We start from the raw sequence: 12,472 nt of genomic DNA, 5'->3' as shown, positions 1-12,472 counted from the left end.
CACGCAATTGTGAATGCGCCGCTGGGTAGACGCGGTCGCAGGAGAGAGCATCACGAAGGCGTTCTCGTCGTCAGAAGAAGCCGCGCGAGGGCGACGCACGTCTGAAGCAGACGTTGAATCGTCGACCGGGCGGCGGCCTGGTCGTTCACGACAAGGAGATCCTCAGACTGAGCAATGGATAGAAGCCATCACTCAATGTGGCACGACACGAAACCGGAGATGAAGCGCACCGACCCGATCGAGTTCCGGCGTCACGCCGGCGTCGGTCGCCCTTTGGTGCGGGCAGGCCCGCGCGGCGGAGCCGCCTCGGGCATCAGGCCGACCTTGTACTCACAACTGTAGCGGATGTGGTCGATCATGGCCTGGCGGCAAGCCGCCGGCGACCCGTCTCGAAGCAAGGCGACGATCGCGCAATGCTGCTCAAAGCCGGCCTGACGCAGTCGCACCTGGTCTTCCGGCCCGTACCGCCCGCCCCGGATCAGGATCGGTTCGAGCTGCTCGTGCACGATCATCGTCAGCCGGTGGAGCTTGCCGATCTCGCGGGCGAGGACCGGGTTCCCCGACCGCTCGGCGACGATGGCGTGCAGTTCTCGGTCGAACTCGTTGAACGCGTCGAGGTACCCCGCCCGCTTTGGGTCGCGAGCCGCCTCAGCCAGGGATTCGAGCCGGGCGAAGTCTTCCGCCGTGAGTTTGCCGCAGGCCAGTTCGGCGGCCATCCCCTCCAGGGCCTCGCGGACCTGGTGAAAGTGCACAAGCTCCTCAGCCCCGAGCGGTCTGACGACGGCCGTGTGGTTGGCCCGCGTCACCACCACCCCGAACTCGGAGAGCCGCCCCAGGGCCTCGCGGACCGGCGTTCGACTTACCCCCAGGCGCGCCGCCAGATCCGTCTCCTGCAACGGACTGCCCGGCTCCAACTCGCCGGCCAGGATCATCCGCAAGAGATGGTCGTAGACCTGGTCCGCCAGCTTCCGAGGTTGTAACACGGCGTCGCCTCCACGCCAGAACGACCGATGGTGGCAACGTACGGTATACAACATGCGGCATGCAAGAGTCTTTCGGCCCGATTTTCCAAGAAATTGGAACGAAATCTCTCACTTTGGAGGTTTCCTCGAACGACGGCCCGATTTCTGAAAATCTTCCCGGGGGGTCGTCGATTCCGCGGAGAGTCGTTCGACGATGTTGTGACGACGATCGTCGTGGCTGGGAAGGCCCGGCCGGGCGGCGCGTCGAATCCGAACGAGTGGGGGCGAAGCAATGCGAGTCATGGTGATTGTGAAGGCGACGAAGGACTCCGAAGCGGGCCTGATGCCGAGCGAGAAGCTCATCAGCGATATGGACGCATTCAACCAGGAGCTGGCCAAGGCCGGCGTTCTTCTCATCGGCGAGGGTCTGCATCCCAGCTCGCGAGGGGCTCGCATGAAGTTCTCCGCCGACGGCAAGCGGACCGTCGTGGATGGGCCGTTCGCCGAGACCAAAGAGTTGATCGCCGGCTTCTGGCTCTGGCAGGTCAAGTCGATGGAGGAGGCGATGGAGTGGCTTCGTCGCTGCCCCTGCCCCTTCGACGGCGAATCCGAGGTCGAGATCCGCTGCGTCTACGAGCCCGAGGACTTCGGCGAGGCGTTCACGCCGGAACTCCGCGAGCGGGAGGCGAAGCGGCGTCAGGAGTTGGAGGACCGGGCCAGGTCCTGAGGCTTGCTCAGGCGGTCGGGCTCTGGTCTGATCGGTCGTCATGACCGGAGACCCGATCGCTCGCACCATTGAGGCCGTCTGGCGGATCGAGTCGGCCCGTCTGATCGCGATCCTGGCCCGTCGAACGCGCGACGTGGGACTCGCCGAGGATCTGGCGCAAGACGCCCTTGTGGCGGCGATGGAACAGTGGCCTCGGTCGGGCGTCCCGGACAGACCGGGCGCCTGGCTGCTGGCGACGGCCCGCCGCCGCGCAGTCGACGCCCTCCGACGCGACAAGGCGTTCGACCGGCGTCGTGAGGAGATCGCCGCCCGGTTCGAGGAGGAGGCCCGGACGGAGCCGGACGTCGATGCCGCGCTCGATGACGAGGTCGGGGACGATCTGCTGCGGCTGATCTTCACCGCCTGTCATCCTGTGCTGTCGTTTGAGTCTCGCGCTGCGCTGACGCTTCGGCTACTGGGCGGTTTGACGACGGACGAGATCGCTCGCGCGTTCCTCGTGTCGGAGCCTACGATCGCCCAGCGGATCGTTCGAGCGAAGCGGACGCTGGTTGAGAAGCAGGTGGAATTCGAGGTTCCCCGCGGCGAGGAACTCTCGGAGCGGTTGGCGTCTGTGCTGGGCGTGATCTACCTGATCTTCAACGAAGGTTACGCCGCGACGGCCGGCGACGACTGGATGCGGCCCTCGCTGTGTGAGGAGGCTTTGCGCCTCGGTCGGATTCTTGCCGGCCTGGCTCCGGCGGAACCCGAGGTCCATGGCCTTCTCGCGCTCATGGAGCTGACGGCCTCGCGCACGCCGGCCCGGACGGCCCCGGACGGCGAGCCGATCCTCCTGGCCGACCAGGACCGCTCGCGCTGGGACCGCCTCCTGATCGGCCGTGGGCTCGCCGCCCTGGCGAGAGCCCACGCCCTCAGCGCCGAGCCTGGCTCGTACCAACTCCAGGCCGCCATCGCCGCCTGCCACGCGAGGGCCGCGACGGCGGAGGCCACCGACTGGTCGGAGATCGCCCGCCTCTACGGCGAATTGACGCGCGTCACTCCGTCGGCTGTCATTGAGTTGAATCGGGCGATGGCCGTTGCGATGGCCACCGGCCCGGCGGATGGGCTGGAAATTCTGAACGCTCTGGCCGAGGAGCCGGCGCTTCAGGGCTACTCCTATTACCACGCCGCGCGAGCCGACCTGCTGGCGAAGCTCGACCGTCGCGCCGAGGCCCGCGCCGCGTTCGACCGGGCCGCTGCGCTCACCCGCAACGTCCGCGAACGCGACTGGCTTCTGAGGCGTTCAGCGGAGTGCGGCTGAACTGAAGGGCGATATCGCGCGGCTCGTCAGGGCTGTTCAACGGCCTGCACGACGAGCTTGAAGAATGCGGCGACGCGTCCGCCCCAATCTTCTTTATTTTCGCCGCCGGGGAGCATTGAGTCACGGGAGCCGGTCCCCATACGGACGGCCACGATGTCGAGGCTGGGGCAAACGACGACGATGCTGTCGCCCAGGCCGAGGGCCCAGAAGGCGTCCTTGGGGATGTCGGGGAACGTCCCCCGGGCGTTGCTTCCCCAGAAGAAGGCGTAATAGGGGACGAACGCAGGGAGGTCGGTAGGGGTTGTCGCGATATGGACGAACTCGGGCGAGAGGATCCGGCGTCCGTTCCAGTCGCCGTCGTGAAGGTAGAGAAGGCCGATCCGGGCCAGCGCTCGGTGTGTGATCGTCAGGCCGGAGGCGAACTCGCGGCTGATGTGCTCGCGGATCGTTTTGGGCCGGTAGGCGTTCTGACGCCACGACCACTCGTCCGGCTGGATGGCCAGGGGGCCCATCACGCGGCGGCGGATCACCGACGAGAGGTCGTCGCCGAACCGAATGGTGAGCAGTTCGGCGAGCATGTTCGCGCCGTCGTTCGAGTAGATCCCGGACGTTCCCGGCCGATAGACCAGCCGGGGCGGCCGCTCGTCGTCGAAGCCCGCGGTCATGGTGGCGAGCTGGCGGATGGTGATCTCGTCGAGCCGGTCGTCGGGCCTCTCGGCGCTGATCTCGGGATAGTACTTTCGGGCGGGGTCGTCGAGCTTGACCAGTCCGTCGTCCACGGCCAGGCCGAGGAGCGTGGCTCCGAGCGTTCCCTTCGTCGCCGACTTGACGTCGACCAGGCGTTTCGGGTCGCCCCACTCCTTCACGATGCAGCCGCGACGGACGACGCAGCCACTGCCGCCCCCGGCCTGCTCGGCGTAGGTCGCGACCTCGGCGAGCCGATCTGCGGACATCCCCACCGTCCTGGGCTCGGCGGTCTCCCAATCGCGACCGGGCCACGAGGTGACGGCTTCCAGCCGATTCGCCTCCTCAGCGTTCGAGGAAGGCGGAGAGGCAAGAGGCGCGAGCGTGGCGAGGAACAGGCTTCTCAGAGCCGAGGTCTTCATGACGAGCCTCCCGAGGGGCTGGATCCGACGATCCCCTCGTTCTTGGACCTCTCGGCGTCTCTGAATTTCGTCGATCCAGTCGTCTTCGCGCGGGCTTGCGATGAAAACTGAATCGACGATGTTGCAGTCGTTCATGCTAGCAGCACGTCGGGCTCGTCGGCAAGGTCGCGAGTGAGGCTGGGGGATTAAACCTCAAAGTCTCGGCTGGAGAAGACCAAAGACCACAGCCGATGACCACGCATCGCGGGGTGTTGCTGAGATGGGCCCGTCCGAGCGCTTTGGCTGGGGACTTCGGCGACTCCGCTGCATTGTTCGTCGCATTCGTGATCTAGGGTTCCTTTGTAAGCCGAAAGGGATCGAGGTCGATCAATCGGTGGTGCCGTCCCGTGTGTAGGAGGGCGACGATGAGCGATCAGCGGATCGACGAGGCGCATGACGTCGGGCCGATGGCCCGCTTCCGTCAATTGGCCGCGGCTCGCGAGCGGTTGGCGGGAGACCCGCCAACGCCGAAACACGCCCGCGCAGCCATTCAGCCGAGCCTCCTCGCCGAGCGTCGTTACCGCAAGGCGTTCTACGACGTTCTGTTCGAGGGGACTGTCTTCGCCTCGTACTCGGTGAAACGGGCGGCCGTCGATCCGGAGTCGTGACGAGGATTCGGGTGCGGCCGGGGGATCAACCACCGCCGCCGAGATCGTTGAAGGCGACGATCGACGGGTTGCCCACCGCCGCATAGTGCCCCGTGAAGGCGAGCGCGCCGGTGGCGCGATCGACGCGGAAGACGGCGACGTGATCGGCCCGCTGGTTGCAGCAGTAGAGGAATCTCCCGGTGGGGTCGAACGAGAAGCTCCGCGGATAATCGCCGCGGGTCCATTCCTCGGTCACGTAGGCGAGATCGCCGTCGGGACCAACCGAGAAGACGGCGATCGAGTCGTGCAGGCGGTTCCCCGCATAGACGAATCGACCGTCGGCGGAGACGAGAATCTCCGACGTGAAATTGCTCCCGGCGAAACCGGGAGGCAGCGATGAGATCGTCTGCCTCGGCGTCAGGCGACCCGTCTCGGCGTCGTAGTCGAGCCGAACGATCGTCGAGCCTTCCTCCTGGATCGAGTAGAGCCAACGGCCGTTGGGATGGAAGTGAAAGTGCCGCGGCCCGTCGCCGGGAGGGAACGCGACGGCCGGTGGGTCGTTGGGCGTCAGGCGGCCGGTCGTCGCGTCGAACCGCCAAACGTAGATCCGGTCGAGTCCCAGGTCGACGTGGAGCACGAACCGGCCGGTGGGATCGGCCTGAATCATGTGGGCGTGGGTCCGGTCGTGCCCGCTGAAGGCGAAGCTCCCCGGCGGGGCGTTCGTCGCGGTCGCAGGGCCGATCGTCCCGGCGTCGTCCTTCACGTCCACGGCTTCGCCCAGGCGGCCGTCAGCCAGGATCGGCAGCACGGCGATGGAGCCGCCGAAGTAGTTGGCGACCAGCAAGAACCGGCCTGACGGATGAATGCTCACATAAGTCGGCCCTGCTCCACCTGAGCCGACGGTGTTGAGCGGCGTCAGCCCTCCGGTCGTCCGGTCGACGGCGAAGGCGGAAACACTTCCATGTTTGTTCTCGCCTACACGGTCGGTTTCGTTGGCCGAGTACAGGCGAGTTCCATCGGCGCTCACGGCGAGGCAGCTTGGGCTGACGCCCATCTCGTGGACGCCCACGGGCGACATCGCCCCGGATTCGCGATCGACCCGGAACAGGTGGATCCCACGGCCGTTCCCCGGCGGTCGATCCACCTGCGTCGGCAGGACGTCGCGCAGAGGGGCGCTGAACGTCCCCACGTAAGCCATGAGCGGCCCGCGCGAGGCTTCGGCCCGCGTCGTTCTGCCGATCAACGCCGAAGCTCCGGCGAGGGCGGCGGAGGACTTGAGGAACGATCGCCGATTGCGCTCGGATGGATCCATGATGAGAATTCGTCTCGGTAAGGGGTGGGCGGCGTCGGGGAGGTTGAGTCGCCAGCTTACCTGCGGAGGGCTCGGTCGGGAAGCGTCCGGGGGGCGTCAGGGGAGTTGCTCGATCAGAGAAGCCAGGACTTCGAGGTCGACGGGCTTGGCGAAGTAGTGGTCGAAGCCGGCGTCCCAGCCTCGGGTCATCGACGACTCGTCGGCGTATCCGGTGACGGCGACGATGAGCGATCGGGCGCAGAGCGGTTCCCGCCTCAGGAGTCGGGCCACCTCGTAGCCGTCCAGGTCGGGCAGCCCGATGTCCAGGAGAATGACCTCGGGCGTGAAGTCGCGGGCGGCGTCGGCCGCCGAAGTGCCATCGTTCGAGACCCGGACCTGGTGGCCGAGCGTTTCGAGGAACAGCCCCATCAGCCTCGCCGAGTCGACGTTGTCGTCGATGATAAGCACGCGGCGGGCGGTGGTCGTCCGTTGCGCCGTAGCCTCGGCCGAGGCGGCGTCCGGGCCGGCGTGGAGCCGCAGCCGGACGGTGAAGACGCTCCCATGGCCGACTTCGCTGGTCGCTTCGATCGTCCCGCCGTGCATCTCGACGAGGCGTTTGACCAGCGTGAGGCCGATGCCCAACCCCCCTTCCGTCCTCGCCAGCGACTGGTCGACCTGGGCGAAGAGGTCGAAGATTCTGGGGAGCATCTCGGGCGTGATCCCGACGCCGTCGTCCTCGACGCGGATGACCGCCTCATATCCTTCCCGGACGACCGTCAGCGAGATCCGACCTTCCTGCTCGGTGTACTTGGCCGCGTTGTTCAGGAGGTTGCCAACGATCTGCTCCAGACGCGTCGGATCGGCGTCGACGTACAAGGGTTCTACAGGCGCGTCGACCGTCAACGTTTGTCGCTTCCGATCGGCGATCGCCTTGACGGAGCGAGCCGCCTGGCGAGCAACGGCCGAAGCGTCGACGATCTCTCGCCTCAACTCGAGCTTGCCGCGCGAGACCCTTGCGACGTCCAGAAGGTCCGAGACCAGCCGAGAGAGCGTGTTCGACTGGCGCCGGATGACGTCCAGCGAATCGGGGATGAACTGCGCGGCCCGGGGCGCGAGCGCCAGGCCGACGGCCCCGACGATCGCCGCCAGCGGGTTGCGCAGCTCGTGGGCGAGCATCGCCAGGAATTCGTCCTTGCGGCGGTCGGCCTCCTCCAGCCGCGCGGCCTGGTTCTCACGCTCCAACAACAGGTCGCGCATGCGATACTGACGACGGCGGTCGCGCAAGGCCGAGGCCACGGCGCTGACGAACGCCGAGCGTTGGAGGGGCCTCCTGATCAGCGTCGCGTGGCCGACGGTCTGGAGAACGATCATCGACCGTCGCGATCCCGGGCCCGCCGCCGTCAGGACCAGGAGCGGAAGGTCCGACCAGGGAGGTTGGTCCGCCATGAGGCCGGCGACTCGCCCGGCCCGATCCAAGAGGATCGCCTCCTCGGGCACGACGACGACGGCCGCACCGTGTCGTGCCTCCTCGCACAGGACGTCCAGGTCTCGGCAGATGATACAGCCGAGGCCTTCTCTGCGCAGGAGGACTTCTCCGGCGGCGGCGTCCTTGGACGTGGGCGCGAGCAGGAGGACCCGCTCCGCCGGATGGTCGCTCGGCCTATCCATCCTCCCTACCGATCGGCGGTGGAGCCTGCCCGAGGAATTTGGGCGTCCCCGTGAGGATGCCCTCGAACTGTTCCAGCGGCCGGCCGACCTCGATGCCCTGGCTGCTCAAACGGTATTCCCGGATCGTCCGCTCATGCTCGCCGATCCGTTTCTTGAGCACCGAGACGGCCTGGCGAACCTGCCCGTGCGCTTCGAAGAATCGGAACAGGACCACGGCGTCGGCCACATAGCTGGTGTCGACGGGCGTGTGCATCGGGGTGCCGACCATGCCATGCTGGGCGACCACCATGATGGTCACGATCCCCTTGTTTCCCAGAAAGGTTAAAAGCTCGTGGAGTTGTGCAGTGAGGAACCGCTCCTCGGGCATGGCGTTCAGATAGCCGTTGAGGCTGTCGATGACGACGACCTTCGCCCCAGGGGTCTCGGCGTCCCCCTCGACGGCGCGGCGGATCGCGTGAGCGAACTCGCCTGGCGACAACTCCGCCGGGTCGACCTGCTGCACCGTCAGGGTCCCCGACTCGATGAGCGGTAGGAGATCCATCCCCAACGACCGCGACCGTAAAAGCAGGGTCTGGAACCGCTCGTCAAAGGCGAAGACCGCGGCGCGGATGCCACCGGCCGCCGCCGCCCGAGCGTACTGGAGGGCCATCGACGACTTTCCCGTCCCCGCAGGGCCCACCAGGAGCACGCTCGTGCCGAATTCAATGCCGCCCCCCAAGAGAGCGTCGACCTCGGCCACGCCGCTCCTCAGGACCGGCACCGGCTCGACGATCGGTTTCGAGTGCTCGGCCGCGACCAACCTCGGGTAGACTTCCAGGCCCCCCGGGACGATCTTGAAGTCGTGGTAGCCCCCGCGATATCGCTGGCCCCGGAGCTTCGTAATCCGCAGCCGACGCCGCTCGGCGCCGTACTCGGGCGAGAGTTGCTCCAGGTTCACGACGCCGTGGGCGATGCTCTGGAGTTGGAGGTCCTCGGTCTCCGAGGTCCGATCATCGAGCAGCAGAACGGTGCACTGGCGACCGATGAAGAATTGCTTCAGCGCCAGGATCTGACGCCGATATCGCAGGGCGTTTTGGGCCAGCAGCCTCATCTCCGAGAGCGAATCCACGACCACCCGGCGCGGCTTCAAAGCCTCGACCTGGGCGAGGATCGCCTTCGTGGTGACGCCGAGTTCCATCTCCGAGTGCTCGAACATCGCGTACTGGTTGTCGGGCTCCAGTTCGCCCTCGTCGGCGGTCAGCTCGACGATCGCGATCCCGGCCAGGGACCAGCCGTGGGCCTCGGCGACGGCTTCCAACTCGGCGCGGGTTTCGGAGAGGGTGACGTAGATGACCGGCTCGCCCCTCCGGACGCCTTCCATCAAGCAATTCAGAGCCAGGGTCGTCTTGCCCGATCCGGGATCTCCCTCGATCAGATAGACGCGGTTGGGCGTTAGACCGCCGCCCAGAACGTCGTCCAGCCCTTCGATCCCGGTCGCGACGAGGACGTCGCTCGTCCCGCTCCTCGACCTGTTATCCATCGTTGGAACCTCTTCATCCCGAGGGCGTCATCGGCCTGCCGATGAATGACTCTGCACATCGCGCGCCGGAATCGTCGGCGCGGCGATGTGAGGTTCGCGGCGGGATGTTGAGGGCCTTACCGGCCGGAAGGGGCGTCCAGCCTCATGGTCTGGATTCCCGTCGACTTCGACTCCCAGGCGACGAAGACCGGTCCGCGTCCCCCCGGAGCTGAGGCCACGACGGGGTCGTTGGCGTCCTCGGCGATTGCGAGGGGTTCGTCGCGGCCTGGAGGCAGGACCAGGAGCTTGCCCGGCCTCGCGGCGAGCCATGCGGTATAGGGGCCGTTCGGCCCGAACGCGGTCCAACCCTGGACGCCGCGGCCGAGCCTTCGTTCGCGTCCGCCGGGGCTGGCGGCGAAGACCGTGTTCTCGCGCATCCAGACCGTTTCAACAGAGTCGTCCGGCCCGAGGGCCGCCGCGCCGCCGTCCATCGGGCAGGCGTTGAGCCGCCAGGTCCCGCGGCCGAGCTTCTCCGCCGAGCCGAACGTCGCACCGTCGTCGGTCGATCGGGCGAGGTAGAGGTCGCGAGCGCCGTCGACGATGTTCCGCCACATCACGGCCAGTTCGCCGGTCGGCCCGAAGGCGACCGAGGGGTGGCAGCACTGGCAGACGCTCCCGCTCGGCGAGCGATAGACCAGCTTGTCGGGCTCCCAGGTTGCGCCGCCGTCGCGCGAGCGGGAACCGTAGACCAGCGTCCCCTTCTCGCGGAGGTCGAGCCAGGCGCAGAAGACCGATCCGCCGGGCCCCGCGGCCATGCCGTGAAGCCCCTCGCGGGCCGATCCCTCAACGGTGTTGACTCGCGCGGGCCCCTTCCAGGACTGACCTGCGTCGGTCGATCGCCAGGCCAGCAGGTCGCCGTCGCGTCCTTTCCCCTCGCGACCGACGATCGCGCTGACGACGACGAAGTCTCCCGCCGCGGCGATCCGCGGGCCTCGCCTCATGCCGAGCGAGAGCACGCCGGCCTCGCCGACGGTCGCGATCCTGTAACTCCTGCCGCCGTCCTCCGATCGCGCACACCGGATCGAGTTCCCGACGCCGAAGGCGACGTAGACTCGACCGTGGCCGTCGACGGCGACCTGCGGCTCGCGAGCGCCGACGTCGGCGGCGACCACCGTCGTCGGCCGCGCCGCCTGCGAGTCGTCGCCCGCGGTCGCGACTCCGACGGACGCCAGCAGGGCGGCGCCCGCGGCCATTACGAAGACCGTACGGTTCATGGCGATCAATCCTGGAGATCAAGAGGGAGCGGTTCGACTTCGATCTCCAGATTGAGCCGGTCGCCGATCTCGCGAATGCCGGCCGACCAGGAGTCGTCTGCGTCCGGAGGGGCGAGGACCAGCGCCCGCATGGAGAACAGCGGAGCACCGCTGGTCGGGGCCGGTGAGGATTCGGAATCCATCTCCTCGATGCTGATCCCGTGCGCGGCCAGGTAGCGGGCGACCTCGTGGATGATCCCCTCGTGGTCGGCGCCGTCGACGGCGATGTGGTACGGACTCCAACCTTCGTGCTCCTGGGCCGTCGAGCCCGCCTGAGCGATCCCGACCGTGTACCCCTTGGCCTTGAGTCCCTCGAAGTCCCCTTCGAGCCCCTCCAGGCGAGACTCGGGCGCCGAGATCAGCATCAAAACGGCGAACTCGCCCCCCAGCCGAGCCATTCGACTCGACTCGACGTTCCCCCCGCGCCCGAGCACCAGCCGCGTCACCTCCTCGACGACCCCGACCCGGTCGGGCCCCGTCAACGTCAGCACGATATTCCGGGGCATAGCAGCTTACTCCAACGAAATGCCAGGCCGTTTCACCGAGGCCGCCTGGCCTCGCCGCATGAGGTGCCCTCTGCGAAGGTATACCCGCCCTGTTCGACCCGCAAGCGTCCCCAAGAAGGAAGTTGGCCCGGATCGGGGCTGTCGTGTCGCTTTAGGATGCCCCACTGAGCGACGAGCGTCGGTCTGATTAAACTGAATAGACAGTTCTTTTGGGATGACTGGAAATCGAAGCTGGCTTGCGTCCATACATGGTGTTAAGCTCTCGAGAGGGCCGTTCGCCCTGTCGAAACGGCATTGTTTGATGAATCGTGGATGGACTCGGGGGGCGAAACAGCCCCTTCTCAGGAATGATGTTATGAAGCACTGGCGAACCCTTTTTCATGTGATCCTGTCGGTCGCGGCTCTCGTGACGCCATCGGCGGCTTGGGCTGACGTTGCCTACACGCTGACTCCTCTGGGAGTCGCCGGGCAGACTTACAGCGAGGCTTTCGGGATGAACGACTCCGGTTGGGCGGTCGGCATGACTGGCGTGAGCGGGGTCTCCGAATACGCGTTTCTGTACGACGGGACGCGGGTACGCAGCCTTGGGGCGCCCGTCGGCAAATCCAGCGAGGCGATCTCCGTCAACAATGCGGGCCAGGTCGTCGGCACGATTTACTCAGGGGACTTCACCTCGCGGGCGTTCATGTATGACGGGACCTCGATGCGCGACCTTGGAACGCTTGGTGGGACGAGCAGCGAGGCCTTCGGGATCAATGATCAGGGTTGGATCGTCGGTAGAGCCCAGACGGCGAATGGAGGCTACGGAGCGTTCGTCTACGATGGGGCATCGATGCGAAACATCAATGACCTGCCCGGCGTTCCTTCCGGGATGTACATGTCTACGGCGTGGGCTGTCAACGAGTCCGGTTGGATCGCTGGTTTCGGCGTTGGGTCGGGCTCCGGAATGGCGGCGTTGCTCTACGATGGGACCACGATGCGCGACCTTGGATCGCTCGGAGGATCGTACAGCCTCGCGGTCGGGATCAACGACCAGGGATGGGTCGTCGGCTCGTCCAGACTTGCGAACGGGGTGGATCACCCATTCCTATACGACGGCGCGGGGATGCGCGATCTCTCCGCTCCAAGCGATCTCCACGGTGAAGCGTTCGGGGTCAACAATGCGGGTCTGGTCGTCGGGACCGCCACAAGTTCAAAAGGTAATCAATACGCGTTTCTGTACGACGGGTCGAGGATGCTGGATCTGAACAGCCTGATCGACCCGGCCCTGGGATGGAAGCTTACCTCCGCCCGGGCTATCAACGACTCGGGCTCGATCGTCGGTTACGGTAAGGATGCGAATGGTCGGACACGGGCGTTTCTGTTGACTCAGACCGCAGTCCCCGAGCCTTCCTCGCTGTTGCTGCTCGGTCTGGGAGTCGCGGCCCTCTGCGCCGGTCGCCGGCTCTCGAGGGCGGCGAACTTCCAGGTGAGCTGAA

At 66.6% G+C, this 12,472-nt stretch carries 11 protein-coding genes; 4 read left to right on the top strand and 7 right to left on the bottom strand.

Annotated elements, in window-relative coordinates; genetic code table 11:
• Positions 1 to 251: 251 nt before the first annotated feature.
• A complete protein-coding gene (locus G5C50_RS12545) occupies positions 252 to 983 on the bottom strand; it encodes a GntR family transcriptional regulator (protein WP_165069683.1) in 732 nt (243 codons plus the stop codon).
• 271 nt (positions 984 to 1,254) lie between these two features.
• Here G5C50_RS12545 and G5C50_RS12540 point away from each other — a divergent pair, with 271 nt between their 5' ends.
• Together G5C50_RS12540 and G5C50_RS12535 are read left to right on the top strand one after the other, a co-directional pair.
• Positions 1,255 to 1,689 (top strand): YciI family protein, encoded by a 435-nt coding sequence (locus G5C50_RS12540; RefSeq protein WP_165069680.1) that lies wholly within the window; start codon positions 1,255 to 1,257, stop codon positions 1,687 to 1,689.
• Between the two features lie 40 nt (positions 1,690 to 1,729).
• Complete coding sequence (locus tag G5C50_RS12535) at positions 1,730 to 2,986, top strand: RNA polymerase sigma factor (protein WP_165069678.1); 1,257 nt, start codon at positions 1,730 to 1,732, stop codon at positions 2,984 to 2,986.
• Positions 2,987 to 3,012: 26 nt separating this feature from the next.
• Here G5C50_RS12535 and G5C50_RS12530 read toward each other — a convergent pair whose 3' ends face one another.
• On the bottom strand, positions 3,013 to 4,092 hold the full coding sequence (locus G5C50_RS12530; RefSeq protein WP_165069675.1) for a serine hydrolase domain-containing protein: 1,080 nt from the start codon (positions 4,090 to 4,092) through the stop codon (positions 3,013 to 3,015).
• 404 nt (positions 4,093 to 4,496) lie between these two features.
• On the opposite strand from G5C50_RS12530, the gene G5C50_RS12525 reads away from it, so the two are divergent.
• Positions 4,497 to 4,739 carry a hypothetical protein gene (locus G5C50_RS12525; protein ID WP_165069673.1) on the top strand — a complete coding sequence of 81 codons (243 nt, stop codon included), beginning with the start codon at positions 4,497 to 4,499 and terminating at the stop codon, positions 4,737 to 4,739.
• Positions 4,740 to 4,764: 25 nt separating this feature from the next.
• On the opposite strand, the gene G5C50_RS12520 is transcribed toward G5C50_RS12525, so the two are convergent.
• The 5 genes from G5C50_RS12520 to G5C50_RS12500 all read right to left on the bottom strand — a co-directional run bounded on the left by G5C50_RS12520 (position 4,765) and on the right by G5C50_RS12500 (position 10,994).
• On the bottom strand, positions 4,765 to 6,030 hold the full coding sequence (locus G5C50_RS12520) for a lactonase family protein (RefSeq protein ID WP_165069670.1): 1,266 nt from the start codon (positions 6,028 to 6,030) through the stop codon (positions 4,765 to 4,767).
• Positions 6,031 to 6,126: 96 nt separating this feature from the next.
• On the bottom strand, positions 6,127 to 7,677 hold the full coding sequence (locus G5C50_RS12515) for a hybrid sensor histidine kinase/response regulator (RefSeq protein ID WP_165069667.1): 1,551 nt from the start codon (positions 7,675 to 7,677) through the stop codon (positions 6,127 to 6,129).
• The gene (locus G5C50_RS12510; RefSeq protein ID WP_165069665.1) at positions 7,670 to 9,196 is read right to left on the bottom strand and encodes an ATPase domain-containing protein; all 1,527 of its coding nucleotides are present in this window, start codon (positions 9,194 to 9,196) and stop codon (positions 7,670 to 7,672) included. Before G5C50_RS12510 ends, G5C50_RS12515 begins: the two co-directional genes overlap by 8 nt.
• A 116-nt stretch (positions 9,197 to 9,312) precedes the next feature.
• Positions 9,313 to 10,449 (bottom strand): sialidase family protein, encoded by a 1,137-nt coding sequence (locus G5C50_RS12505; RefSeq protein WP_165069662.1) that lies wholly within the window; start codon positions 10,447 to 10,449, stop codon positions 9,313 to 9,315.
• 5 nt (positions 10,450 to 10,454) lie between these two features.
• Positions 10,455 to 10,994: a glycine cleavage system protein R gene (locus G5C50_RS12500; protein WP_165069659.1), complete on the bottom strand. Its 540-nt coding sequence runs from the start codon at positions 10,992 to 10,994 to the stop codon at positions 10,455 to 10,457.
• A 355-nt stretch (positions 10,995 to 11,349) separates the two neighbouring features.
• On the opposite strand from G5C50_RS12500, the gene G5C50_RS12495 reads away from it, so the two are divergent.
• A complete protein-coding gene (locus G5C50_RS12495) occupies positions 11,350 to 12,471 on the top strand; it encodes a DUF3466 family protein (RefSeq protein ID WP_165069657.1) in 1,122 nt (373 codons plus the stop codon).
• The last annotated feature ends 1 nt before the right edge of the window (position 12,472 follow it).

Source organism: Paludisphaera rhizosphaerae (assembly GCF_011065895.1).
In the GTDB taxonomy this organism is placed as follows: Bacteria; Planctomycetota; Planctomycetia; order Isosphaerales; family Isosphaeraceae; genus Paludisphaera; species Paludisphaera rhizosphaerae.
The sequence above is the reverse complement of the archived record's forward strand: the minus strand, read 5'-3'. Positions and strand labels throughout refer to the sequence as shown.

What these genes read in the sequence shown, in the direction of transcription:
- G5C50_RS12510 (WP_165069665.1), bottom strand. Translation starts at nt 9,196, where the DNA reads ATGGATAACAGGTCGAGGAGCGGGACGAGCGACGTCCTCGTCGCGACC.
- G5C50_RS12520 (WP_165069670.1), bottom strand. Translation starts at nt 6,030, where the DNA reads ATGGATCCATCCGAGCGCAATCGGCGATCGTTCCTCAAGTCCTCCGCC.
- G5C50_RS12525 (WP_165069673.1), top strand. Translation starts at nt 4,497, where the DNA reads ATGAGCGATCAGCGGATCGACGAGGCGCATGACGTCGGGCCGATGGCC.
- G5C50_RS12535 (WP_165069678.1), top strand. Translation starts at nt 1,730, where the DNA reads ATGACCGGAGACCCGATCGCTCGCACCATTGAGGCCGTCTGGCGGATC.
- G5C50_RS12495 (WP_165069657.1), top strand. Translation starts at nt 11,350, where the DNA reads ATGAAGCACTGGCGAACCCTTTTTCATGTGATCCTGTCGGTCGCGGCT.
- G5C50_RS12505 (WP_165069662.1), bottom strand. Translation starts at nt 10,449, where the DNA reads ATGAACCGTACGGTCTTCGTAATGGCCGCGGGCGCCGCCCTGCTGGCG.
- G5C50_RS12500 (WP_165069659.1), bottom strand. Translation starts at nt 10,994, where the DNA reads ATGCCCCGGAATATCGTGCTGACGTTGACGGGGCCCGACCGGGTCGGG.
- G5C50_RS12515 (WP_165069667.1), bottom strand. Translation starts at nt 7,677, where the DNA reads ATGGATAGGCCGAGCGACCATCCGGCGGAGCGGGTCCTCCTGCTCGCG.
- G5C50_RS12540 (WP_165069680.1), top strand. Translation starts at nt 1,255, where the DNA reads ATGCGAGTCATGGTGATTGTGAAGGCGACGAAGGACTCCGAAGCGGGC.
- G5C50_RS12530 (WP_165069675.1), bottom strand. Translation starts at nt 4,092, where the DNA reads ATGAAGACCTCGGCTCTGAGAAGCCTGTTCCTCGCCACGCTCGCGCCT.